The sequence below is a fragment of the Blastocatellia bacterium genome (genome assembly GCA_025054955.1).
GTDB lineage: Bacteria > Acidobacteriota > Blastocatellia > HR10 > J050 > JANWZE01.
On sequence record JANWZE010000055.1, the window covers coordinates 50398 to 76117 of the forward strand.

The window sequence follows — 25720 nt, forward strand, 5'->3', positions numbered from 1 at the left end:
TTGCTGTTGAATCTGCAATCAGTCACGCTCTCAGGCCGACAACCCTATGCGCGATTCAGAAGCCGGCTATGTAAGGCAGCCGGCGGGCCGTGCGCTCGATCGCGTCGCCGGCTTCCAGCAGCGTCGCGGTGGAGTTCCATGTGCCATCCAACAGTTGACGGCGCGGGCCGTCCGGCATGATGGCGGGAATGATTCGTTGGCCGATGCGCACGGTCATGTCTGTCAGGTCAAGCTGAATCTGTTCATCCGGGCGTTCCTTGACGGTTTCCATGAGCCAGTCAACATCGCTCTGGGCAACGCGCAGGCAGGGGACGCCAATGGTTGTGCAATTGTTGAAAAAAATTTCGGCGAACGATTCGCCAACAATGCCGCGAATGCCCCAACGCATGAGCGCCTGCGGCGCATGCTCGCGTGATGAGCCGCAGCCGAAATTGCGCCCGACGATCAGAATCGTAGCGCCTTGGTAGCGGGGCTGATTGAACGGATGGTTAGGATTTTGCTGACGCTCATCGGCGAATACGAACTGGCCAAGGCCTTCAAACGTGATGACGCGCAAGAATCGTCCGGGGATAATCCGGTCGGTGTCAATATCGTTGCCGGGCAGTGGAATGCCCCGGCCGGTCACTGTTGAAATGGCCGCCGGATTCATCAAAACAGCCTCCTCACATCGGTGATTTCGCCGGTAATGGCTGCCGCTGCCACCATGGCCGGACTCATCAGCACCGTGCGACCGGTGGGACTGCCCATGCGCCCTTTGAAATTCCGATTGCTCGATGAAGCGCACAACTCGCGGCCTTGCAGTCTGTCCGGATTCATGCCCAAGCACATCGAGCAACCCGCCTTTCGCCACTGAAAGCCAGCTTGCTGGAAGATTTCGTGCAATCCTTCAGCCTCGGCTTGAGCAGCGACAGCTTCCGAACCGGGCACAACCAGCGCGCGCACACGCGGCGCCACACGATGTCCTCGCACCAGTTCGGCAGCAATGCGCAAATCTGACAGCCGCGAATTGGTGCAGGAGCCAATGAACGCCACGTCAATCGGCGTGCCGGCAATCGGCTGGTTCGGTTTGAAGCCCATGAACTCGATAGCTTCTTCATAAGCAGCGCGTTCGGATTCGGGCAAATGCGTTGGGTCAGGAATCGTCTCCGTGATGCCCAGCGATTGACCAGGATTGAGGCCGTAGGTGACCATCGGTTCCAGCGCGTCGGCGTCGAACTGCGCCTCGTCGTCGTAGTGAGCGTCGGCATCCGACGCGATGCTTTTCCACCATGCCACAGCGCGGTCGAATTGTTCAGATGACGGCGCGTAAGGACGACCCCTGAGATAATCGAAGGTTGTTTGATCTGGATTGACGTACCCAACACGCGCGCCGCCTTCGATACTCATATTGCAGATGGTCATGCGCTCTTCCATCGTCATTGCTTCAATGGTTGAGCCGGCATATTCATAAGCGTAGCCGACGCCACCTTTGACGCCGAGCCGGCGGATGATGGCCAGGATCACATCTTTGGCATACACGCCACGCGGAAGCCTTCCATTGACCACGATTCGCCGAACTTTTGGCTTGCTCATCGCCAGCGTTTGTGTAGCGAGCACATCGCGCACTTGACTGGTGCCAATGCCGAAGGCGAGCGCCCCAAATGCGCCGTGAGTTGACGTGTGACTATCGCCGCAAGCAATGGTCATGCCCGGCTGGGTCAGTCCCAGTTCCGGACCAATGACATGCACGATGCCTTGATGGCCACTGCCGATGTTGAACAGCCTAATTCCGTTGGCCTCGGTGTTCTTGATCAGCTCAGCGGTCATCGCCTCAGCCTGCGCGTCAGCAAACGGCCTCACTTGAGACTCAGTCGGCACGATGTGATCAATTGTGGCAAATGTTCGATCAGGAAAGCGAACACGCAAGCCCAGCTCGCGGATCATCTGAAATGCCTGTGGCGTCGTCACCTCGTGAATCAGATGCAAGCCGATGAACAATTGCGTTTGTCCTGACGGCAACTGGCGCACGGTGTGTGCTCGCCATACCTTCTCTAGAAGTGTTTCAGCCATACTTGAATCTATTGCTCAAAACTTGCTCGGAGCGGCGATTCTATGAATTGATGCTGAGCAAGTCAAGCGTGGCAATGGAACGGCTCGCGCGACAGGGAAGAGTAGGAGCAGAATGTCCAAGCAGTAGTCTCCGACTTTCTGATGGCATTTGGGATTACTCATCCTATGCGCGTTTTTGTTGAGCCGCGCAAGCGGCGCATACGAAGGTAGCCAAACGTGCAACGTAATGTGATTGCGAATTGACAAAACGCAGAGCAACAAGCAGCCACAGGCAACGGCATAGAGCGTCTTCGGAGGCAGTTAGTATCACATCTGAGCCCAATACCAACCGACCAGTGGTTTGCCCGCCAATAACGCGATGACGGCAGCTATGGCGATGAATAGGCCGTAGGGAATGCCGGCAAACCGATCCCGTTGTCGGATCATGATCATGACGCCAATGAGTGATCCTAGCAGCGAAGCCAACAATAGCGTTAGGAATGTGCTTGACCAGCCCAGATAGGCGCCGACCATCATCATCATTTTGATGTCGCCAAAGCCGACGCCTTCAATATTTCTCACCACGAAGTAAACCGCTCTCAAGAGCCAGATCGTTCCTGCGCCTAGCGTGGCGCCCACCCATGCGCCGATGATCGCCTCCACGCGGGGCGCAGTCTGCGCCTCTGGTTGGTTGATGACCGTGAGGAAAAAAACGCCGGCGAGCAATCCAGCGAGCGTGAGCGTTATCACGTTGACAGGGTCGCCGTGTGGCGGTGAGGATTCAGCCGGCAGCGCTTCGTTCACGGCAGAACTAGCACTGGCCGGTTCACCGGCTGCGGCGTGCGCATCCGATGTTGCATCGCCGGCGGCGCGGGCACGCTCCATCTGCTCGAGCCGTCGCCCGATCAAGTGATAATCCAACCATTCGATGGCGAACATGACGAGCGCCGAAAGCGCAATCAGAGCTGAACCGATCAACGCGGTGTGACGGTCAATCAGGTTGAGTTCAGCGGCGTCCTGGTTTGGGCTGAGAAACCCGCGCAGTCCGACGGTCAGCACGAATCCCGGATAGGTGATGCGATCAGGGAGCAGGCGGTGTTCCAGATCAATCATCGCCAACGCGATCATCGCCGAGACGAAAGCCCAATCCGTCAGTAGCAGCCATGTCAGTCCATCAACACGCCACACAACCCAAAAGAGCATAGCCGTTATCAATTCAACCAGCGGATAACGAATAGAAATCCGCTGGCCACACCAGCGGCAGCGACCCTTGAGACGAATGAAACTGAACAGAGGAATGTTGTCGCTGATTCGAATCGGCGTGTGACAAGCGGGACAATGCGACCTCGGCGTGACTATTGACATTTCGCGGGGAACGCGGTAGATGACTACGTTCAAGAAGCTGCCGACGGCGAGTCCAATCAGGATCACGATCAGCGAGAGGAACCAAGCAGCCACAGGAGCAAGCGATTGAATATCCATGTTTGACGGTCGGCTTGTTAAGCTAGCATTGTTTGACGTTGGCAGGCAACGGTGTGGGCTGAGAAAATGAACATCCTGCATGTCTCATCAGCTACCGGCCTGGGTGGTGGCGAAGCGCATCTGGTTGATCTATGTCGCGCGTTGATTCGACGCGGCCATGCGGTGCATGTGGTGGTGCGCCCGCACACGCCATTGATCGAACAACTCCGTGCAGCGGCAATTCCATTTGAGCTACTTCGGTTGCGTCATTCCCTGGACCTGGCGTCGGCCTGGAAGCTCAGCCGCCTGATTCGACGGTTAGATATTGACATCCTGCACGGGCACGTCGCCCGCGATTATCCTGTCTGCGCTATGGCTGAGTGGCTGGCTGGCCGCGCTCGTTTGGTGCTGACGCGACATCACTACTTGCCGCTCAAACGGAATTGGGGATACCGCCGCATGTTTCGTCGCGTAGCGAAAATAATCGCCGTTTCGGAATTTGTGCGGCAGCAGTTGATTGCCTCGTTAGAGCTTCCCTCGCATCATGTAGTCACGATCCCGAATTGGATCAACCTGGATCAGTATCGAACCTTGCCAGACCGTCATCAAGCGCGCGCCCGTTTTGGATTGTCAGCGCCCTTCGTGGTCGGGCTTGTCGGTCAACTGACGCCAGCCAAAGGGCAAGAAGAATTCATTCGCGCCGCCTCACGCATTGCCGCCATCCGCGATGATGTGTTGTTTGTCATTGTTGGCAAAGAGCAGGGCAAAGAGACGCGCTTCACCGATTACTTGCATGGTTTGGTTCGTCAGTTAGCCTTGAGCCACCGCGTTCGGTTTCTTCATTGGGTTGATGACTTGCCTCAGTTATATGCAGCATTGTCCATCCTCGTCGTCCCTTCATGGTTTGAAGCTTTCTCGCTAGTGCTGATCCAGGCGCTGGCGGCGGGCGTCCCGGTGATTGCGTCGAATGTGGGTGGACCTGCCGAGATTGTTGTGCATGAGGAAACCGGATTGCTCGTCCCGCCTCGGCAGGCCGACGCGCTGGCAGAGGCCATTGATCGCTTGCTCAACGATGGTGCGTTGCGTGAGCGACTCGGTCGGGCCGGTCAGCAGGATGTTTGCCGGCGATTTGAACGTGAAATGGTCATTGATCGGATTGAGGCTGTTTATCGCAACGTCCTTGACAGCCGCTAGGCTGTCATGCAACAACTATTGCCTCGAAATCACTCATGAGGAGGACAACCGAAGATTTGTGGCAGTCATTGTTGTAAACGATAACGAGACCATTGAAGCGGCGCTGCGCCGATTTAAGCGCAAGGTGCAGCAAGAAGACATCATCAAAGACATCAAGAAACATTCCTTTTATCTGAAACCCGGCGAGAAACGACGATTGAAGTCAGCCTTGGCTCGCAAGCGCGACCGCCGCCGATTGCGACGAGAAGCCGAATGACGCACGGATCGCGATGACGCGCTCATGACTCCTCTGACGCCAATCAACCAGCTTCCCGCTTATGTTCACTGATGGCGATTGCATTGACGTATTTCGCTTGATCGCTGAACGGAAAATTACTGAAGCGATGGAGCGAGGCGAATTTGACAACCTGCCGGGCAAAGGCAAGCCATTGGTGTTCCACGACGATCCGTTAGAGCCTCCGGAGCGACGATTGGCCAATAAGATTTTGAAGAACGCCGGCATTGCGCCGGTCGAAATCTCTCTGCGCCGGGAATTGACTCATCTGAAACGCGAATACGCGCGCGCTAAACGAGCCGATGAGCGTCAACGGTTAATGAAAGAAATTCGGTGGATGGTGTTACGCCTGAATCTGCTGCAGAAGTCTGCGCTGTGACCGGCGCATCGGCTTGCAAGCTGTGTGTGCATTGCGCTGCCGCTCAGCCTGTTTTCTCCCAACGGTCTGTCCGTCGGTTCTCTGGTGAAATTGTCTCATGTGGACCACTCGTAGGCTCGTAGAGCGAGCGCGTGGCGTTTGCTTGTGGGGCCGGGCTGAAAAACCCACGGGCGTAGGCCATCATCCAGATTCCGGCCACGATTAGAACGATACCTATTTGCACGCCTAGCAGGGCCGCCACGCCGGCCCAAAAGGCCAGCAGTCCCCAGTGCCGGTAACGAACGCTCTGGGGAGGCCTGTCGGACATCGCTGGCAGAGGGTTTCTGATGTATTGCAGACCTGTTTGAATGGCGTCCGTCAGAACATCTGTCAGGATTTGCCAGCGTGATGATGAGCGCGTGGGCGGCCACGCCGCAACCGGTTCATGCGGGAGCACCTGGCTCAGATGAACGCCACAGGCGCGGCAGAACTTCTGTCCCGGTGTGGCATGCGCGCCGCAGTTATAGCAAAACATAGCGTTGAGACCTCACGACGATTTCACTGATTTGGGCTGACGCGCCGGCATTGACTGCGCTGCATGCGATTGACCATTTTCCAACAATTCTGTCGTGTGTTCGGTGACGCTGGGTGCAGCCTCAGGACGCTGTTCAAGTGAGACAGGCATCGTTGAAGCAGACCGAGGCAAGGCGACCGCTAAAGTCGGTCGGCACTGCTGCGGCTCTTTGGGTAGAAACAACGAATAGATCATCATGCCCAGCCCAACAACACACAGCAAGCCGCCAATGGGGGCAACGTCTTGTAGGAAATTGCCCATGGGACGATTCAAGTTTTCGATGGCCCCGCCAACGATACTGATCAGCGCAGCGAGCACTATACCGCCCCAAAACGTGATAAATCCCCAGCGTCGCATGCGGCCTCGCTCGGTCAAATACGCGCTCGCGTCCACGCCGCTAGGTGAGGATGAGTTGGACGCTGCGCTCACAATCTGTGACAGGTGGAATCCACAGGCTCGGCAAAAGTTCTGACCGGATGAAGTCGGCGCTGCGCAATTGGGGCAATACATAGTTCGTTCCTCCGGCAATAGGCTTACGGATGCTCATTCGTGCGTTGTTGACGTTTGAACATATCGGCGTGTCGCTGTCGCGGTTCGGCATCAGGCGCTGTCAGCTCTTTAGAAAAATAGCCCACCAAACCAGCAACGACGTGAAAGAATTTCTTTTTCATCGTTCGTGGCGAGCTTGGACTCATGGGCGATTCTCCAGAATGTAGTGAGCCGGTACTTATAGCACAATGACAGATCGGCTCGCTATGGACGATACGCAGGCCAATCGGTTCAGGTTCTCAGCCATTTCTCCAGATTCATTGACCGCTCTGACGCGCGCAAGTAGAATCCTGCGCATGGAGGTGGTCAACAGCAATCCACCGGGCGCGCGTGCTCCTTTTGCTCGACGCCATCTGGCTACGCTTCTGCTGATTCTGTTTGTCGGAGCATCGTTCGCGTTGCAGTACAAGGTACGACATGGCAGCGTCATCCCGATTCGCCGGGGCGGCTTGAATATCGGCACGCCAGCGCCGAGCTTCGAACTGAAAGACCTGGATGGCCGCACGGTCAAGTTGGATGATTTGAAAGGGAACACCGTCATCCTTGATTTCTGGGCGACGTGGTGCGGGCCATGTCGCGCGGAATTCAACGAGCTGGAAGCCTGGATGCAAAAGAAACAGAAAGACGGAACATGGCAGGGCATTGTGGTGCTTGCGGTGAACCTCCAGGAAGAACCAGCCGTGGTGCGCCGGTTTGTCCAGCAGCGCCAATTGCCATTCACGATCTTACTCGATAGCAATGGGAGTGTCGCTGAGCGATATAATGTGCAGGCGCTGCCCAGTTTGTACGTGATTGATCCGATGGGTCACATCCGCCTTGTTGAGGAAGGGTACAAAGGAGGAGTCCAGTTTAAGCTGGATTATCAGATTGGCGCGATTCAGCAGGACACGTCACGTGAATGATTAATCGAGCCGGAGAGTGCTTAGCTATGGCGTCGTAATGATTCGCTTTCGTGAGGAACAGATCACGTGAGTGATTGGATCATCGAGACAGTGGGTTTAACAAAAACCTATACTTCGGGCTGGTGGCGGAAGAATCGCGTCGAAGCGATGGCCGATTTAGACCTGCAGGTCGGGCGTGGTGAGATATTCGCCTTCCTTGGACCCAATGGCGCTGGAAAGACCACGACCATCAACGTGCTCATGGGGTTTTTACAGCCGACGCGCGGCCATGTCGCGCTGTTTGGTTCGTCGCCGAGCGACCACCGCGTGCGCGCGCGAATCGGTTATCTGCCGGAGCATCACGCGTTCTATTCGTTTTTAACGGCGACGCAGTTGTTGAATTTCTTCGGACAACTGATGGGCATTCCAGCGCGTGAGCGGCGTCAGCAGATTGAACAACGATTGCACCGAGTAGGATTGTGGGACGCGCGCAATCGAAAGATCGCCACGTATTCGCGCGGCATGCGCCAACGATTGGGGATCGCGCAGGCGTTGCTTGGTGAGCCGGCGCTGCTTATCCTTGACGAACCTACATCCGGCTTCGATCCGCTCGGACGCCGCGCCGTGCGCGACCTGTTGCTAGAGTTGAAGCAGGCAGGGACGAGCATTTTCCTCTCGTCGCATATTCTTTCAGAAGTCGAGGCCGTGTGTGACCGTGTGGCCATCATCAACCGTGGACGACTGGTTCAGGGCGGCACACTGGACGAGGTCATCGGCGCTCAGGCCGGCTACCAGATCGCTTTCACCGATCCGACAGAGGCGGCGGCGCCGCGCCTGCGCCAAATGAGTCTGAACATCACGCAGGATGAAGACCTCTTTCATGTGTTCGTCGGCGATGAAGCGCTCGCGCAGACAGTTCTGGATACGATTCGTTCACACGGCGGTCTCCTCAGATCATTCATCCCGAAGACGCGGACGCTCGAAGAGGTTTTCCTTCAGCTTGTCGGACCGCCGCAAACAACTCCCGCGAGTGACGACATGGAGAAACAGCGGTGACGCGGACTGTGATCATTGCTGGTCATGTGCTAAGTCGGCTGTGGCGCCAGAAGCTGGTGATCGTGACCCTGGTGGTGGCGTTACTCATCATCGGGTTGATGAGTTCCTCGCTCTTCATGATTAGAACGGCGTCACAGCTTGGTCAACCGAGCGAAGCTCAGCAAATGGCCATGGGATTGTTCTTCTTTGTGACGATGTTGATGGGCTGGTTTGCCGATCTAGTGGGATTAGTCATCGGCGTGACCGTGACGCGACAGGATATTCGCGATGGCACGGTTTTCAGTCTGCTGGCCAAACCGGTGGCGCGATGGGAATATCTGTTGGGGAGTTATCTTGGCAGCGTGGTTTACTTGTTGCTGGTCTGGTTGGTGCTCACTGGCGTCTATGTCGGCTTGGTGTACGTAACGGAACAACCGCTGGGGAGAATGCATGGGCTCGTTCTGCTAGGACATGCGGCGCTATCTTTGCTGATGTTGAGCCTTGCTTTTGGTTTGGCGCAACGCTTCAGTGCGTGGATCGCCGCGCTGCTCGCCGTAGTGATCTACAATGGCGACGCTGCCGTCAATACTCTTGGCAGCCTGGTCGGCCTACTTGGACTGGGAATGCCCGAATGGATGCACAAGGCGCTTGTGTTTCCGCTGCCGGCCACGAATTGCTTTGATATGCTGTTCGAGTCACTCATGAAAACACAGCTTCAATCGCTGCCTTGGGGTTGGGGCTTGCTACATATCATTGATTACTCGGCGGTGATGGTCTTGCTCGGCTGGTGGCTGTTCCGCCGTCAGGATGTAACGTCGGCGACGGAGTGATCACGGTGACTCATCTGAACGCTCAACGGGTCAGACAGAAGTTAGTGGAGTTGGATAGAACGCGGATGAGGCGGATGCGGCGGATTTTCACGGATTGATCCGCGTTGATCAGCCGAATCCGCGTCATCCGTGTTCCATGAGATTCTCAACTTAATGCCATTGGCTTTCAAAAGCCCGGCTAAACTCAGTAGCCGCTGACGCGGCTGGCTGCACATTGGGGTATGGTGTGGCAGTGGCGCCTGGTCGTCGGGGCCATCGGCGTGTACCCCTACAACAAATTCAATAGCCGCTGAGGGGCTAATGTGCGGATACCAATGGCGTGCGTTCCCTGGGCTGACTCATTCGCAAACCGCGCTAATAGCTCATAGACCATGTCGGGCCGGTAAACTGCCCTCACAGGCTAATTGCTCATAGCCCATGTTGAGCTGGTAAACTGCCCTCACACGGTAGTGGCTCATAGAGCATGTCGAGCCGGATAGTTTCTTGCTACCTTTCAAAATTGAAACTACCGTGTCTCAGGTTGAAACATTCCTTTCACTCCGTGTTGTGGCGGAGAGGCCGATGGCAGATTTATAAACATTGTGTTTTCAATTTCTGGAAAGCGAATTCCCTGGGCTAGCCAGTTGGCACGATGCTTGCTCATAGTCGGTTGCAAGTTTGAGCGGAGCCGACTTGTATGCTGAACCGACAACGGCTAAAGGAACGGTTGCCGAAGGGCAACAAGGTTCTGCTCGAGAAAATATGCTGCCTTTTCCTCGGCGGTAAGTAGCCGAGAGCAAGGTTCGATGTGAACCCGGCTACTTACTGCTGATCTCGCCATCGAATTGATGCCTCCGTTGAGCTTCAACGCGAACTAACCTATACTACGCTTCTATGGTGTGGCGGCGGATGCGCCAAGTCGCTGTTGTCCTGCTTGTGATGTTGTGGCCGTGGATGCAGGCCCGCGCTGAGGCGCGGCAATTGTTGGGGTCAGCCGGTGCACGCCCGACCTATCGCATTGAGCTTGACCTTGACCAAGGCTCCTTAACCTACTGGGGGCAGGAGACTGTTCGCTATGTGCACACGGATGGAGTAGCCTCCGATGTGGTGTGGTTTTTGCTGGCTCCCAATGCGCGCACGGCTTCGAGCAAGGATGCCTCGCCGTTGTTGTTTGTCCGTCGGGTTAAAGTGGACGATGAGGAAGTTCAGTTTCAGGTCCACGACTCTACCAGGGTTGAAGTCACTCTCCCCAAGCTGTTGGCCAAGGGGGATGAAATCCGGTTAGAGCTGGAATTTGTCGGCAAAGTGCCGCCGCTAGACCCGATGCTCAACACACTGCCGGCGCATTTCACCGAACAGATCGCTCAGGTCATTAACAGCCGCGAGCGTCGAACTTACGTGGACCCTCCATTTTTTGTCTCCGAGCAGTTTACCGTGTTAGCTCGATTTCATCCGATCCTGGCGCCTCGGCGCAATGGCCAATGGTACACACAAGTGACGCGCACCGTGGACGATGAATTCTGTGGTGAGGCGGCTGATTATGAATTGTTGATTCGCGCGCCGGCGGGTGTGATGGTTCATGCTTCGGGTCGGGCAGCGGCTGTCCGAAGCGAGGCTGGCAAGCGAGCCTGGCTGTGGCGGGGAGAGGGGGTGCGCGATGTGCTCGTGATTGCCGGGCTGGAACTTGACATGGTATCGGAGCAGGTTGGTCCTGTAGAGGTGCAATCGTTTTTTCTGCCCGATGATGAAGCAGTAGCTCGTCAGGTGTTGCAATATGCGGCCAAGGCGGTGGCCGCTTATCAGAGTTTGTTTGGGCCATATCCCTATCAGCAGTTGCGTCTGGTGGCAACGCCGCTGCCAGCCGGACGGATGAGCGCATCAGCTAGCTCGTTGATTGCGCTGGCTCGCGCCTATTACGTTGATTTTCAGAGTCCGCGTGGCTTGGCGTTGCCTGGCATGATCCGCGAGCATGCCGAGTTAATTCAACAAGGATTGGAATTCCATGTGGCCTATGCCGTCGCTCGACAATGGTGGGGCGCTGTGGTCGCCAGCGATTGTCGTAGCGCCCATTTCCTTGACAACACGTTGGCTACACATGCGGCGTTACGCTATTACGAAAGAAACTACGGGCCAGAAGAGCGAGACGCACAAGTCGAGGCTCAATTGAAAGCGGCTTATCGTGTTTACCGGATGTTTGGTGGCCAAGATCAATCGGCGAACCAGCCGGTCAGCCGATTCAAGAATAACTTTCAATATACCTCGATTGTGCACGTGAAAGGAGCCTTGTTGCTGGAGGCATTGCGTCAGGTGGTGGGCGAGCCGCAGTTGACAAGTGCCTTACAGCAATACTACCTCAACCATTTGTTTGGGATTGCCGACGAATCCGCCTTGTTGCGCCTGCTTCGGCGGTCGGCAGGCCAACGCAGTGGACAAGTTGCTCAACTCTACGAACGGTGGATAGCCTGGCGGCGCGGCGATCAGGATATTGGAAAACCGGAATATCGCATCGTGGTGTCGGCCGGTATTGGGCCGTCGGATGAAGGTCGTCCATCGGCCTTTGAATGGCTCGGTCGCACCATTGCTCGTCAGATGACGCGCGTAGGCAGGTATGCAGTCAGACCGTTTTGATCAAAGAAATCCCAAACCCTCTTCGAGGGAAATTCCAAATCCGAAGCACGAAATCCGAAGCCCTCTTCGGGGGAAATCCGGCCCTCTTCGAGGGAAATCCGAAATCCCAAGCACGAAATCCGAAACAAGTTCAAACGTCAAGAATCTCAATGTTCCAAACGCTGCCCCAATCCTTGTTTCACATTTGAGAGTTTGGTCATTGGAATTTGTTTCGGATTTCGGATTTCGTGCTTGGGATTTCCCCGCAGGGGCTTGGGATTTCCCCGCAGGGGCTTGGGATTTCCCGCAGGGGCTTGGGATTTCCCGCTCCACGGGTTTGGAGCTTCGGATTTATTGCTAGCGCTTCGTCCATGATTTCCCAAGAACTATATTATCGTGGCGTGCGACGGGTCCTGGTGATCACCCTGTGCTTGAATCTGGCGGTGGTGGTTGCCAAGTTGGTCATCGGGTTATTGGCCAACTCACTCAGCGTGATCGGCGACGCTATTCATTCATCAACGGACGCAATCAATAACGTGGTCGGTTTACTGATTGTGCGTGTGGCTACCGCCGAGGCCGACGAAGAGCATCCGTATGGTCATCGCAAATTCGAATCGCTTGCCGGTTTTAGCGTGGGGGGGTTGCTGTGGGTGGTCTGTTTTGAGCTTGTTCAAAATGCGCTGCATCGTTTGTTCCGACCGGTCGCTGAATTAGAGGTCTCCGGCTTAACGATGATCGGCATGACGGTGACGATGTTGGTGAACCTGTTCGTTTATATCTACGAGCGCCGCGCAGGGGAGCGTTTGGGAAGCCATTACCTGATTGCCGACTCGTTGCACACGCGCAGCGACATCTACGTCAGCGCCACCATCTTAGCCGGGTTGGTTTTGATGCGCATGGGATGGCCATGGCTCGATCCGGTGCTTGCCCTAGTTGTATCTGGCCTGATTGCCCATGCTGGCTGGCAAATTTTTCAACGGACTGTGCCGGTGCTGGTGGATGCTGCACCGTTATCGTCAGCGCGTATCCAGGCCCTCGTGATGGACGTGCCGGGCGTACAACGCGCTTATGAAATTCGATCACGCAGCGATGGCCAGCGAATGTATGTTGAGTTGAATCTTGAAGTCAATGCCAAGGATGTCTATCGCGCCCACTTGGTGACAGAAGAAGTGGAGCGTCGGTTGGTCGAGGCATTAGGGCCGAGTCAGATCACCATTCATGTTGAACCCTCGTGATGGGGAGTTGCCAACCGAGTTGAGTGAGTCACGTAGAGCCACGTGTTTTTGAGGCTGTGGATGTCAACAACAATGATAGTTGCCAAGCCGGTTGCATCAGACGTGTGGAGCCGGACGCTCAATAACTCATGCGATGCAATTCCGAGGCCGGCGTCACTGTGCAAAGAGCCCCATTCGCCGAAGCGTCATTGGCAGTGGAATCAGCCGGGCGGCCACCCCATCGGGCGACCACCTAACAGATGAATGTGCAGATGGAGCACCGACTGGCCGGCTTGAGGGCCACAGTTGATCACGACGCGATACCCATCATCAGCAAGGCCAGCTTGATTAGCCACCTTGGCGGTCACGCGCAGCAGATGTCCCAGCAGGGTTTCGTCGCCTTGTCCTACGTCGTTGAGAGATTCCATGTGTTCCCGTGGAATGATCAGCGTGTGCGTGGGCGCTTGCGGATTGATATCTTTGAGTGCGATGAGATACTCATCTTGATATAAAATTTCGCCGGGAACATCGCCCGCGATGATGCGACAGAAAAGGCAGTTGTCTTCCATCCGTCTTTCTCTCCCTATGATTTTGAGTGTTCATCTTATCAACCTTGAGCAGTCAAACGCAATACGATGATTCGTTCAATCGCTTGAAGATCGGGCACAATTGATTCAATCAGCCAGGTAGATCGGTCTACAAGCTCGAGCATCGGTTGATGCTGTCCGAAGCCCATCTCCATGATGAGGTACCCACCTGGGCGCAACCAGGCCGGACTTTCCATCAGCAACCGCCGATGGAACGCTAATCCATCCGAGCCGGCAAACAAGGCAACAGATGGTTCGTATTCGCGCACTTCGCGCTGTAGCGAGTCGCGCTCATGTTCAGCCACATAAGGAGGATTGGAGACGATCAGGTCAGCTTTGGTTGTCATTCGTTTGGCAGTTAAGCCTGAGAACACGTCGCTGATTAGGAACTCAATTCGATCTTCTACCTGATGGCGACGCGCATTCAATCGGGCGATGCGAAGCGCCGCCTCGGATATATCTAACGCCAGCACGCGGCACGAAGGCCGGTGAACAGCTAAGGTGATGGCCAGACACCCCGACCCCGTCCCGACATCAATGATCAACGGCGCCGGTTCTTGGAGTCTGAGCAACGCTTCTTGAACGAGCAATTCGGTCTCTGGGCGCGGTATCAACACATCAGGCGTGACCAGGAAATCAAGGCCATAGAATTGCTCATGTCCGGTGATGTATTGCAGTGGCACACCACGGCACCGCTGCATCACCCATGTTTGGAATTGATCGGCCACGTTAGGCTCCAACCTGTCATCGCTGTGCGTGATGAGGTACGCCCGGTCTTTTTTGAGCAACGCAGCCAGCAGTTGTTGTGCTGTCACGCGGGGCTCGGCGATACCCGCGTTGGTGAGAAGCTGGGTAGCGTTGGCAATGGCTTCCCGGATCGTCATAAAGCAGTGTTCAGCCTGTTTCGATGTTAAACCTGATGGGGAGCAACTCTAAGGTCTGACATCCGATCACGGAGAGCTTATGCCGCCACAGCAGTCTGCTCTTTGAGCTTCTCTGCCTGAAAGTGCGTGATGAGTGGATCAATGAGCGGGTCCAACTGGCCATCCATGATGAGGTCGAGTTGATACAACGTCAGGCCGATGCGATGGTCGGTCACGCGATTTTCCTTGAAATTGTATGTGCGAATTTTTTCGCTTCGGTCGCCGCTCTTGACTTGCTGACGGCGCTGGGCGGTGATTTGCTCCTGTTGTTTTTCTCGCTCCAGCTCCAGCAGCCGTGAACGGAGCACGCGCATGGCTTTCTCGCGGTTTTTGATCTGTGAGCGCTCATCCTGACACGATACCACCAATCCGGTCGGCAGGTGAGTTAACCGGACCGCTGAGTAGGTGGTGTTAACCGATTGTCCGCCGTGGCCTGACGAGCAGAATGTATCAACGCGAATATCTTTGGGATCAATTCTGATGTCCACATCTTCGGCTTCGGGCAGCACGGCCACCGTGACGGCAGACGTGTGGATGCGCCCACTGGCTTCAGTCACCGGCACCCGTTGGACGCGGTGAACGCCCGATTCATATTTCAGCCGCGAATAGGCGCCCTGCCCCTCGATTAAAGCAATCGCTTCCTTGATGCCGCCGATGTCTGATTCGGATACGTCGAGCACCTGCGTGCGCCAGCCTTTCTGTTCAGCATACCGCGTGAACATCCGCAGAATCTCAGCAGCAAACAATGTTGCCTCATCGCCGCCTGTGCCGGCGCGGACTTCCAGGATGACGTTCTTGTCATCATTGGGGTCTTTGGGCAACAGCAAGAGTTTCAACTGCGCTTCCGATGCGGCCAGCTCGTCTTCCAGCTTGGCCAATTCTTCGCGGGCCAACGCTTGCAGTTCAGGTTCGTTTTCCTCGTCGAGCAGCACGCGCGTCTGCCGCACCGAGGCCTGCAGCGCTTGGTAGCGACGGAATTCTTGAACAATCGGTTCGAGCTCGCGGTGTTGCTTGGCGACCTTTCGATAGCGAGCCTGATCGGCAATCACCTCAGGATCGCTCAGTTGCTCAGCCAACGATTCGTAGGTCAATTCAATTTCTTTCAACTTGTCGAACATACCGAATCAAGACACAGCAAAAGCCACAAGCCGGTCAACATCCAGGCGCGGCTTGTGGCTTTCGGATCGCTAATTTGTGCCGGCGTTTAAGAAATTGCTGTATTTCTTTTGGAATCGCTCGACGCGACCGGCGCTGTCAACGAACTTTTGCTTGCCCGTGAAGAACGGATGGCAAGCCGAACAGATTTCCAAATGGATCTCTTTTTTCGTCGAGCGTGTCAGGAACGATTCGCCACAGGCGCACCGCACCGTGACAAAATCGTATTTGGGATGACCTTCCTTTTTCACAACAACAATTGCCTCCTTTATGCTTAACCTAAGCAGATAAGCTAGCCTCACGCGCCAGACCTGTCAAGTTTGAGTCCAGAGACTCATAGTGGCATCATGACAGCGCCATGCAGTCCACGACGACGCAAGAAGAGTACTTGATCGAAGGACACAATGTCCCGGAGACGCGCATGATTCTCTCGGAGGATTATGCGAGGCTATTCGCCGGGAATCACCCTTATGCCATGGCACGCCACGAAAGATGAAAATACGGTTCGTTCGTGAGCTTCGTGTGTTTGGTGGGCTACTTTCAAGGGAATCGCCCTTATGCTCCGCGCACGCCACGAAGGATGAAAATGGTTATTTTTAGAGGAGGACGTTCATCACAATCTTTGCCGCTCGTTCAGCAGCGTTTCCGATGCCGAGTTTCTGTTTCACTTGTTTCAGTTTTTGCTTCATGATTGCCCGCGCGGATGGATTCTGAAACAAACCATAGATCGTCTCGGCTAGTCGCGCCGGCGTCATATCAAACTGAATGAGTTCAGGAGCGATTCTTTCGCCGGCAATCAAATTAACCATGCCGAATGTATTCAGATGAATCAACGGCCGAATCAGGCAGTAATTCAGCGTTGAACTCCGGTAGACAACGATCAGCGGTGTTTCCAGCAAGGCCGTCTCCAGCGTGGCTGTCCCGCTGGCGACGACGGCTAGCTCTGAATGAGCTACCGCGTTGTAGGTATCGTGTTCGATCAAGGTGAGACCCAACGCAGAATGCTCGCCACGCATCATCGTTTGGGCCCATGCGCGTGGGATCGTATGAGCGAGTGGAACCACGAACTGAGCGCCCAGTGAGCGCAAGCGAGCCATCGCCTCCAGCATAACGGGAAAGATGTGCGTTACTTCACTGCGGCGACTGCCCGGCAGAAAGCTGATGATCGGGCGGTCCGGCTCCAGTTGATGTTCTGCGCAGAACGCGGTTCGATCTTTGGTCGCCCGGACCATTTCAACCAGTGGATGGCCGACAAATTCGACTTCCACTCCAGCTTGGCGATAGAAGTCTAACTCGAACGGCAGAATGACAACCATCTTGTCTACATATCGTTTGATCGTGCGCAGCCGATACCGACGCCAAGCCCAGAGCTGTGGACTGATGTAATAGATCGTGCGCCGTCCAATCTGCTTGAGGAACCTCAGCATCTTGAGATTGAATTCAGGCCAGTCAATCAGAATCACAGCGTCTGGCTGGCGTTCGCGGGCAGCTTGTTTAAGTGTGCGGAATGCCTGGAGGATACTGCGCCATGCTTTCAGAATTTCCACCGGCCCGATGATGCTGACCTGATTGATGTCAATCAGAATATCGGCGCCCGCCTGACGCATGCGCGGACCACCTGAGCCAAAAAACTCAAACGCCGTTCCGGGCGCAATACGGCGCAACGCGTGCATCAAGTCGGCTCCATGTTGCTCGCCGGATGCTTCGCCGGCCAGTATCATCAGCCGAACACGGCTAGGGTGCTGGGTTGATGTTGAGGATATCGCGGATGTCCCCTCCTGCGCCGGCAGCAATCGTATCGAACACCTTCTGGTAGACGATGATTTTGCCTTCCGAGGCCAGCTTATCCTTGATCTGTTTCAGATAGGCTTGATAGAGCTGATTGCGTCGCTGATCAAGCAGGCGTTTGCGCGTGGCGTCTTGCTCTTCGGCCAGCTTGGTCAGATCAGCCGCTTTCTTCGCTGTGACGCCGAGCAACACGTATTTCTCACCCACTTTGATTGCTTGCGGCGCCGTTTTGCCTACCTCAACGCTGAAGGCAAATCCTTCCAATTGATCCGACTGCTCTAGCTCCTGCAGAATGCTGCCGCGCTTGAAATCATCCTGTGTCTTGAGCTCCAGTTTCTCAGCCGCGGCGGCTTTTTGGAGCGCCTGAACGCTGTTGACCTGTTGCGCTAATTCGTTGGCTCGTTGGCGTGCGCGTTCGGCCGCCTTTTGCTTGCGCAGCTTCTCTATGACGCGATCCTTGACTTCTTCAAAGGAAGGCTCATGTGGATCGCGCTTGGCGGCCAACTGCGGAATGGCGATGCCATCTTTCAGCGTGATCTGATTGCCAACTTGACCGATGTCGTTGAGGTTTGATGCGCTGCTGGTGAACGAGCTGGAGTAAATGTCAAATTCTGGCAATTGAGTGGATGTCGCGAAGAAGCCGGTTTGTTTGACGATCTGATCCAACGGCAGATTGCCCAGACGGGAACGAAATTCTTCGGCCACTTTGCGGATGTCTTTGACCTCTTGCAGCTTCTTCGTGATTTCAGTGGCCAGCTTGGATGCTTCGGTTCGGGCCTTCCGGTCGCGGAGTTGTTGCAATAATTCAGGCCGCGCTTGTGCTAACGATTTGCGGTCCCACCGGGTCACTTTCATCACGTAGAACGCGTTGCCTTCTTTGATCGGCTCGGTGACGTCTTTCTTGGCGTCTACCAAGGTGAAGACACGCTGCTTGTAGGATGTATCTTTGCTGTCTTTCTTGACGTAGCCGATGCTTTTGCCGCCGAGCTTGGCAAAGTCCTCGGCGGGCGTCTTCTCGTCGCCGCGCGCTTTTTTGACGACTTCGTCGGCCTTCTGGCGAACTTGCGCTTCGTTAGTCTCATTGAACGGAAACACGATCTGGCTGACCGTCGCGCCGATCGTTTGCTGCGATTTGGTGAACTCGTATTCCTGTTTGATTTCGTCCTCGGTGACGCTCACTGAGGGCTTCAAGGCGTCATAGGCGATATAGATGTAGTCAACCTTTCGCTCGACTTCGGTGATTTTGAATTCGTCCTTATGTTGGTCAAAGTAGGATTTCGCTTCTGCCTCTGACACCGACACCTCCGCTTCATACTTCTTTGGCTCAATCACCACGTAGGACAAATTGACGCTCGTGTTTTGACGAACGAAATCCTCTTCGACCTCGCGAGGCGTGACCGTGATGCCGGCGGTCAAGTACGCTTGCAATTTCTTATCCAGGAGCGACTGTCGGATACTTTGTTCAAACTCTTCGACGGTTGATCCACTGGCTTCGATGGACCGACGGTAGCGGTCGAAATCAATGAACCGACCTTTGTCGTCAATGAAATTGGGAACTTGACGAGCGATCTCGCGCCGAACTTCATCATCGGAAACCGTGATTCCCAACCGCGCCGCCTCGGCTTTGACGATGCGTTGCGTGATGAGCTGGTCAAGCAGTGTATCGCTGAACGATTTAATGAAGGCCATGTTTTGACCACTGCCGCCCTGAGCGATGCGGTTCAGCGCTTGTTGTAATTCACGAGCCGGGATTTTGTCGCCATCAACTTCGGCGACCGTCGCCTTCGGGTCAGCCGCGTCTGCCTCACTGCCTTTGAAGGCGCTGGAAATCCAATCGCCAATCGGCATGCCTAAGAAGATCACCAACGTCACCGCCATGACGAAACAGAAAAAGATCAAGAATGCGTTGCGCGCGCGTTGTTGCTTGCTCAAAAACCTTAGCATAATGCCTCCACTGGTTGGAGTCGAGCTCCAACGAAAGGCGTGATTTTAGTCGCTCTCAAGCTCAAAGCGCAATCGGCAGCTTCAGTCACACGGTTTTTCTACCACCACCGATGAACTGAGCCTTTCCGCCAAACGCTATACCCGCGGCTATCACCTCGCCATCTTCCACTTCTGCTAACCCGGAAAGACGAGCAGGAGAAGACGAGCGTATGCTGAAGGTGGGAAGCCTGGCCTGTTCTCATGCCTTGGGAGGCAGCGCTGACGCCCCTACATCGGCCATCGTTTGAAAACAGTTTCCGCAAGTTGACACGATCTCGAGGCAAAATTAGAATCCCTGCCGCAGTGAAAAATCCAGCAACCAAAGCCTAGGAGGTAGTGCTTTATGTGTCGAAACGATGACTGTCGTCTCAAGGTCTTTTTGCACCTGTGCGCGGCGATCGTTTTGCTCGCTGTTGGGGGCATCACAGGCGCTGCCCAGACCGGCACGAGCCGGATCACGGGAACGGTCACAGACCCAGCCGGAGCCGTGATTGAAGGCGCTACGGTCACGGCGAGAAACGAAGCCACCAGCGTGCAGTACAGAGCGACCACGACATCGGCGGGCACGTATGCGATTGAGTCGGTGCCCGTCGGCATTTACACGATTACAGTCGAAGCTTCTGGATTTCGGACCTTCAGCAGCTCCGGCAATGTCGTCAACGTCGGTGCGGCGTTGGTCGTGAATGCGCAACTTCAGGTGGGGCAAGCGACGGAGATCATCGAAGTCGTGGGGGCATACGAGCGCGTGGAAACAACTCATGCCATGCTCAGTGATGTCGTGAGCCGGCGAGCGGTGGCCGACCTGCCGCTGAACGGGCGGAATCCGCTCAGCTTGATCGTGCTACAACCGGGCCTGATTCAGCGCACGACTAACTCTCTTGGTTCAGGTACGCATGTGTTCGGCTCGCGAGACCGCGCCCACAACGTCACCGTTGACGGCATTGATGCGAATGAGTCGTCAGTACCGAATCCGCAAAGTAACATTCTACGGCTGAACCCTGACAACGTTCAGGAGTATCGCGTGGTCACCCACAATGCAACTCCAGAATATGGGCGCAATAGCGGGGCGAACGTCTCCATTGCCACGCGATCAGGGACGAATGAGTACCACGCCGACGTGTTTTACTTCCATCGCAACTCTGTGTTGAATTCCAACGAATTCTTCAACAAAGCAGAAGGTCAGGCCAGACCCTTCCTGCTTCTGCATCAATTCGGCGCAGCCGGTGGTGGACCGATTCTCAAGAACAAGACGTTCTTCTTTGCGAGTTATCAGGGGAATCGGATCATGCAAACGCAGCCGATTGCCAAAGCGTTTGGCACGCCGCTGGCTTACACGGCTGCCATGCGGTCGGGAATTTACCGATTCGTGCGAGGAGCCATCACGGTGGATGGTGTAACGGTGACGAGGAACTCCCCGTTGCTCGTAGATGCTCGGGGGAATCTCAAGCCAGGTGTGCCCGTCTGCGGCGGAGCGGTCACCACCAATTGCGTGGATTCCTATAACCTTTTTGATCCACGGAACGATCCCCGAGGCATCGGGCCAGACCCGGTGATTCGCTCCCTTATCAGCCAGCTTCCGGCGCCGAATACGTTTACGGTTGGTGATGGATTGAACATCGGTGGGTTTGTCTGGAATCCTCCCTCGCGGTTTGTGGGACCCAACAGCCTCATCCGCGTTGATCATAAGTTTTCTGAGAATCACACCATGTTCGGACGGTTCATCTGGTCGGAGTGGAACACCGAGCAGGGAGATTTCTTGAATGCGCGTCCACAGGTCTTTCCCGGCTTTCCGCCGATGGGTGAGGTCTTCCGTACCAATCAGAATCTGGCCCTCAGCTACCGCAGCGTGCTGAGCCCTCGTCTGGTGAACGAATTCACAACCGGTTTTAACCGGTTCAACTTCTTCTTCACCTGGGGAGAATCGAACCCGAACTTTGGCGACTTGAGCAAAGTCCCTCCCTACGGCCAGCAGTGCGCGGGAACAACCTCGTTCCGCAACATCACTACGCCGTTCTGCAATACGCCACGCACGGCTCGTGCGGTGTCAACGATTCAGTTCATTGACAATCTAAGCTACGCGCGCGGCTCGCACACAGTGCGCACGGGGATCAATTTCCGCTTCTATCGGCACAACGATAGTCGTGGGTTTGCCGGCGGTCGTAACATCAGTCCGAATATCTTCTTCGATCAAAGCCTGCGACGGAGCGGATTCCTGAATCTCCCGCCGGTGGGCGGCGGCGCGGATCAAATTGACGCCACCGACAACACCATTCTACAGAATGCGCTGGTCGAGTTGGCCGGCATCGTGGCTGGAGTGGATCAAGCCTTCGCGGCCAATTTGAAAGCGAACTCCTTTCCACCGGGCATCCTGCAAGCCCTTGGAACGCGGGCCAGGCAGTTCAATGCTTACGCGCAGGATGAGTGGCGAATTCGCCGAAACCTGACGATGACCTATGGGGTTCGTTGGGAATTGAATCTGCCGATGGAGGATTGCTGTGATCGCGTCTTCGTTCCCGATAAGCCAATTGACGGATCGCAAGGACCGGTCAGCTTCGTCGCGCGGGATCGTTGGTATGAGCGGACAAACTGGACAGCCTTTGGTCCACGCGTGAGCTTCGCTTGGACGCCGTGGGGTGATAAAACTGTCTTCCGTCTCGGCTATGGATTAGCTTTCGATCCGATTTCGACGTTCCAGGTAACGGCTATTGGCGGAATGGTTCCCGGCGCGGCGCTCGATTGCCGCATGCGGTTGAGCGACACGGCGACAGGTGTGCAGGCGACGATCACGGCCGGATGCAGCATTCCGGCCAATGTGGATCGGCGCATCGGTCAAGGCTTCCCGCTGCAACTGCCGACGCCGACAGCTCGACCAAGCGACCTGTTCAGCCCTCCGCCACAACCGATGGGCGTGGCTCCTAACACCGGGGCGTTCGATCCCAACTTGAAGTTGCCTGCCGTTCATGAATGGAGCCTCACTATCCAGCGCGAACTGCTGGGGAACACGGTGCTGCAAGTCGGTTACGTCGGCAAGCGAGGGACTCACCTGTTCCGCGCCTATGACCTAAACCAGATTCGGACCGATCAGCCCGGTTTCAAAGAATCGTTCCTGATCGCTCAAGAGAATCTGCGGAAAGGCTGCCGTCCTGATGGAACGGGCTGTCCAGCGGGCGTTACCGGAGTCACCCCAACGCTCCTGGTGCAGCTCACGGGCAGCACGGTGGGTAGCGCCACGTCGTTCCTCAACTCTTCAACGACGCAGACCAACCTGCTGCGCAATGGCTTGGGCGACCTGGCCGTGCGCATTGATTCGTTGACCGGCACGGCCTCGATTGTCAACCGCGGTTTCCCGGCCAACTATTTCCGACCCAATCCGCAGTTCAGTCAGATTTTCTATTTCGATTCCGGTGGCGATTCCTACTACCACGGGATGATTCTGCAACTGCGTCGCCGGTTTGAAAGAGGACTGGATATGGGCTTCTCCTACACGTTGTCCAAGTCCATTGACAACATGTCGGTGGACCCGGTGGGAGCGGCCTCCGGCGGAGGCTTGAGCACGACCAATTCGCGCACGCCGACTGATGTACGGAACTTCCGGTTGGATCGGAGCCTGTCGGATTTCGACAATCGTCACGTCATTGTCGTGCATGGGCTCTACGATCTCCCGTTTGGGCGTGGCCGTACATGGGGCGCTGATTGGCCAGGCGTCATCAACCACGTTCTCGGCGGCTGGACCGTGACGGGCATCTTCCTCTCCCAGAGCGGCGAGCCGTTCACCATCAATAGCGGCATTCGCACCGTTCACAATACTAAGGTCTCGCGGGCTGAACTGCGCGGACCATTGCCTGAAGCGAGATTGCAGTCGGTGGCGGGAATTCGTGGGCCGGTGGTCTTCCAGGTGACCGACCTCGATCCTAATACCAACTGTCGTCAGATTGTCGGAACGCAGAGCTTCCTCTGCATCCCGGCGCCAGGCGAGTCGGGCATGGGACGAAACACTGTCACCGGCCCCGGGTTCTGGAACTTTGACTTCGGCCTGATCAAGCGGGTTGCGGTCACCGAGCGCGTCAATCTCCAGTTCCGCGCCGAGTTCTTCAATCTCTTCAATAATTCGAATTTCGAGAATCCTCGAAATGCTTCTTCCGGCTCACCAACGCTGACCAGTTCGCTGTTTGGCCAAACCTGCTGCGTGACGGCAGCCGTGCCGGCCTCAGCAACGATCATTGCTGTTGGCGAGCCCAATCGGGTGATTCAATTCGCCTTGAAGCTCAGCTTCTAGCGCGTCATTCCCCCAAAGGTGGGAGGTCGCTTGTTCATCAATAGGCAGGACCTCCCACTTTTGGCCACGTTCCCCACTGGCTGATTAGTGCAATCCCTCTGCGTTGATCGTCGTCAGCGACTAAGTAACGTGACAAAAGTTCGGGGCGTTTTTGGAAAGCGGTGACACGTCGCCTCACTCCAAAACTTCCTGTCCTCCCAAAATGTCCCAGAACTTTTGTCCACTTACTTAGAGTGGATTGTGAATGAGTTTGCCCGCGCACACTTCCAGCGTTCATGAGCCGGCAGATGTGGAGCCCCTAAGCTAAAGGCAATTGAAAATCGCTATAAAAGCCCGCGTGTCCTCAGTGGAAGGTTCTCATGTCACACCATGGTGTCAGGCACCCTAAACAAGACCGGCCTGTCTTTTCTCTGATGGTTGAGCCATAGCGTGTGGCGCCCACTGACAGAGAACATCCCAGAAGCCTGATCACAATGCGCTCAACAAATGCGCGGGAGCTGCTCGCCGCTAAGCATATCAACAATGCGGCTCGCGCCGATCTTGCTCCGCATCGTCACCCGCCCTGATGCGTGCTGGGTCACTCGGCCAATGATGCTCGCTTGAGCGCCCAGCGGATGTGAGCGCATGAGGGCAAGAGCGCGCTCGGCATCCCGTGCGGCTACAAAGGCAATGAAGCGCCCTTCATTAGCCACATAGAGCGGATCGAAGCCGAGAATCTCACAGGCCCCTTGGACGTCCTCTCGAACAGGGATGACGGCTTCGTCCAAAGCAATCTCGATGCCCGCTGCCTCGGCAATCTCGACGACGGCGCTCGCCAATCCGCCCCGCGTCAGATCGCGCAGGCAGTGGATTTCTATTCCGGCATGGAGCAATGTCATCACCAGGTCGGCCAGCGGAGCTGAATCGCTCTCGATCTCACTCTCGAAGGCTAATCCTTCCCGCACGGCCATAATCGCGATGCCATGCCGTCCAATGTCGCCGTTCAGCAGCACCACATCGCCCGGTCGCACGCTGGCCGGAGCAATGACAAGATCATGCTCGATGACGCCGATGCCCGCCGTGTTGATGAAAATGCCATCGCCTTTGCCCTTGTCCACAACCTTCGTGTCGCCGGTGACGAGTTGAACTTGAGCCGCGCGCGTGGCCTGCTGCATGGATTGGACGACCTGCCAGAGCGTCTCCATCGGTAGTCCCTCTTCCAGGATGAACCCAACACTCAAATAAAGCGGGCGCGCACCACACATCGCCAGGTCGTTCACCGTGCCGTTCACAGCCAGCGACCCAATATCGCCGCCGGGGAAAAACAGCGGACGAACGACGTAAGAATCGGTGGTGAAAGCGAGCTTGACGCCATCGTGAGTGATGACGGCGCTATCGTGTCGCACCTCAAGGAGCGAGTTGGCGAACACGGGCAGGAACATTTTCTCGATGAGTTGATGCATCAACTTTCCGCCGCCTCCGTGAGCGAGCAAGATCGTCGAGTACTCGGTGATTGGTATCGGACAGGTCATCATGCTGCTTTTCCCCTTTCAGCTTAATCCCGCCAACGGATGAAAGGCTCCAACGGGTGAAGCTGGTGTCATCTCTCCCACTCTTGATACGACCCCTAGCGAAAAGCCCTATCCGTTGGCACGTTTCATCCGCTGACGGCTGGGCGGGCACGATAGCGGTAGTACGCCGCGCACGCCCCTTCCGATGACACCATCGTGGCGCCGAGCGGATGTTCCGGCGTGCAACGCGTGCCAAAGGCCGGACACTCGTGCGGCTTCATTACTCCTTGCAGCACCAACCCGCTCATGCATTCGGACGATTCCTCGACCGTCTGATCGGCCAAGCCGAATCGCACCTCAGCATCGAGTTCGATGTACTTCTCCGCGAGCCCCAAACCGCTTCGAGGAATTTCGCCGATGCCTCGCCACTTTCGGGGCACGACGCGAAAAACTTCACGAATGAGCCGCTGCGCCGCAAGATTCCCCTCGCGCCGCACGGAACGAGTGTATTGGTTTTCCACCTCCGCGCGGCCT

23 protein-coding genes are annotated in these 25720 nt (G+C 55.9%); 9 read left to right on the plus strand and 14 right to left on the minus strand.

All coding sequences use genetic code 11. The features are described from left to right. Positions 1-55 precede the first annotated feature (55 nt). The 3 genes from leuD to NZ823_07485 form a co-directional block, all read right to left on the minus strand. Positions 56-649, minus strand: a complete 594-nt coding sequence (gene leuD, locus NZ823_07475) for a 3-isopropylmalate dehydratase small subunit (GenBank protein ID MCS6804967.1) — start codon at positions 647-649, stop codon at positions 56-58. Continuing rightward, positions 649-2049, minus strand: a complete 1401-nt coding sequence (leuC, locus tag NZ823_07480) for a 3-isopropylmalate dehydratase large subunit (GenBank protein ID MCS6804968.1) — start codon at positions 2047-2049, stop codon at positions 649-651. Before leuC ends, leuD begins: the two co-directional genes overlap by 1 nt. 306 nt (positions 2050-2355) lie before the next feature. Next, positions 2356-3510, minus strand: coding sequence for a prepilin peptidase (locus tag NZ823_07485; GenBank protein MCS6804969.1), 1155 nt, complete (start codon positions 3508-3510; stop codon positions 2356-2358). Positions 3511-3576: 66 nt separating this feature from the next. Here NZ823_07485 and NZ823_07490 point away from each other — a divergent pair, with 66 nt between their 5' ends. From NZ823_07490 to NZ823_07500, 3 genes are all read left to right on the plus strand, one after another. Continuing rightward, positions 3577-4683 (plus strand): glycosyltransferase, encoded by a 1107-nt coding sequence (locus NZ823_07490; GenBank protein MCS6804970.1) that lies wholly within the window; start codon positions 3577-3579, stop codon positions 4681-4683. Positions 4684-4741: 58 nt separating this feature from the next. Next, positions 4742-4939, plus strand: coding sequence for a 30S ribosomal protein S21 (gene rpsU / locus NZ823_07495; protein MCS6804971.1), 198 nt, complete (start codon positions 4742-4744; stop codon positions 4937-4939). A gap of 61 nt (positions 4940-5000) precedes the next feature. Next, complete coding sequence (locus NZ823_07500) at positions 5001-5336, plus strand: DUF1992 domain-containing protein (protein MCS6804972.1); 336 nt, start codon at positions 5001-5003, stop codon at positions 5334-5336. Between the two features lie 43 nt (positions 5337-5379). Here NZ823_07500 and NZ823_07505 read toward each other — a convergent pair whose 3' ends face one another. The 3 genes from NZ823_07505 to NZ823_07515 are packed head-to-tail and all read right to left on the minus strand — an operon-like array spanning position 5380 to position 6584. Then, positions 5380-5850, minus strand: a complete 471-nt coding sequence (locus tag NZ823_07505; protein MCS6804973.1) for a zinc ribbon domain-containing protein — start codon at positions 5848-5850, stop codon at positions 5380-5382. Between the two features lie 12 nt (positions 5851-5862). Next, positions 5863-6399 (minus strand): zinc ribbon domain-containing protein, encoded by a 537-nt coding sequence (locus NZ823_07510; protein MCS6804974.1) that lies wholly within the window; start codon positions 6397-6399, stop codon positions 5863-5865. A 23-nt stretch (positions 6400-6422) separates the two neighbouring features. Then, positions 6423-6584 carry a hypothetical protein gene (locus NZ823_07515; GenBank protein ID MCS6804975.1) on the minus strand — a complete coding sequence of 54 codons (162 nt, stop codon included), beginning with the start codon at positions 6582-6584 and terminating at the stop codon, positions 6423-6425. 60 nt (positions 6585-6644) lie between these two features. On the opposite strand from NZ823_07515, the gene NZ823_07520 reads away from it, so the two are divergent. The 5 genes from NZ823_07520 to NZ823_07540 all read left to right on the plus strand — a co-directional run bounded on the left by NZ823_07520 (position 6645) and on the right by NZ823_07540 (position 13005). Further along, positions 6645-7340 (plus strand): TlpA family protein disulfide reductase, encoded by a 696-nt coding sequence (locus NZ823_07520; protein MCS6804976.1) that lies wholly within the window; start codon positions 6645-6647, stop codon positions 7338-7340. Between the two features lie 66 nt (positions 7341-7406). After that, complete coding sequence (locus NZ823_07525) at positions 7407-8375, plus strand: ABC transporter ATP-binding protein (protein ID MCS6804977.1); 969 nt, start codon at positions 7407-7409, stop codon at positions 8373-8375. Beyond that, on the plus strand, positions 8372-9184 hold the full coding sequence (locus NZ823_07530) for an ABC transporter permease subunit (protein MCS6804978.1): 813 nt from the start codon (positions 8372-8374) through the stop codon (positions 9182-9184). Before NZ823_07525 ends, NZ823_07530 begins: the two co-directional genes overlap by 4 nt. Positions 9185-10072: 888 nt before the next feature. Further along, positions 10073-11791: a M1 family aminopeptidase gene (locus tag NZ823_07535; protein MCS6804979.1), complete on the plus strand. Its 1719-nt coding sequence runs from the start codon at positions 10073-10075 to the stop codon at positions 11789-11791. Between the two features lie 350 nt (positions 11792-12141). Continuing rightward, positions 12142-13005 carry a cation diffusion facilitator family transporter gene (locus NZ823_07540; protein MCS6804980.1) on the plus strand — a complete coding sequence of 288 codons (864 nt, stop codon included), beginning with the start codon at positions 12142-12144 and terminating at the stop codon, positions 13003-13005. Between the two features lie 200 nt (positions 13006-13205). Here the strand turns inward: NZ823_07540 and NZ823_07545 are convergent, their stop codons facing one another. From NZ823_07545 to NZ823_07570, 6 genes are all read right to left on the minus strand, one after another. Continuing rightward, on the minus strand, positions 13206-13553 hold the full coding sequence (locus tag NZ823_07545; protein MCS6804981.1) for a histidine triad nucleotide-binding protein: 348 nt from the start codon (positions 13551-13553) through the stop codon (positions 13206-13208). A 38-nt stretch (positions 13554-13591) separates the two neighbouring features. After that, a complete protein-coding gene (prmC, locus tag NZ823_07550) occupies positions 13592-14455 on the minus strand; it encodes a peptide chain release factor N(5)-glutamine methyltransferase (protein ID MCS6804982.1) in 864 nt (287 codons plus the stop codon). A gap of 77 nt (positions 14456-14532) precedes the next feature. Then, positions 14533-15612 (minus strand): peptide chain release factor 1, encoded by a 1080-nt coding sequence (prfA, locus tag NZ823_07555; protein MCS6804983.1) that lies wholly within the window; start codon positions 15610-15612, stop codon positions 14533-14535. Between the two features lie 69 nt (positions 15613-15681). Beyond that, the gene (gene rpmE, locus NZ823_07560) at positions 15682-15900 is read right to left on the minus strand and encodes a 50S ribosomal protein L31 (GenBank protein MCS6804984.1); all 219 of its coding nucleotides are present in this window, start codon (positions 15898-15900) and stop codon (positions 15682-15684) included. A gap of 345 nt (positions 15901-16245) precedes the next feature. After that, positions 16246-17370, minus strand: coding sequence for a lipid-A-disaccharide synthase (lpxB, locus tag NZ823_07565; GenBank protein ID MCS6804985.1), 1125 nt, complete (start codon positions 17368-17370; stop codon positions 16246-16248). Between the two features lie 13 nt (positions 17371-17383). Continuing rightward, complete coding sequence (locus tag NZ823_07570) at positions 17384-19381, minus strand: SurA N-terminal domain-containing protein (protein ID MCS6804986.1); 1998 nt, start codon at positions 19379-19381, stop codon at positions 17384-17386. 382 nt (positions 19382-19763) lie between these two features. On the opposite strand from NZ823_07570, the gene NZ823_07575 reads away from it, so the two are divergent. Further along, complete coding sequence (locus NZ823_07575; protein MCS6804987.1) at positions 19764-23696, plus strand: TonB-dependent receptor; 3933 nt, start codon at positions 19764-19766, stop codon at positions 23694-23696. Between the two features lie 479 nt (positions 23697-24175). Here the strand turns inward: NZ823_07575 and hypE are convergent, their stop codons facing one another. Together hypE and NZ823_07585 are read right to left on the minus strand one after the other, a co-directional pair. Continuing rightward, entirely contained in the window at positions 24176-25210 is a 1035-nt protein-coding gene (hypE, locus tag NZ823_07580; protein ID MCS6804988.1) for a hydrogenase expression/formation protein HypE, read from the minus strand. A 122-nt stretch (positions 25211-25332) separates the two neighbouring features. Next, positions 25333-25720: hydrogenase formation protein HypD (locus NZ823_07585; protein MCS6804989.1), on the minus strand; the 388-nt coding region annotated here is incomplete at its 5' end.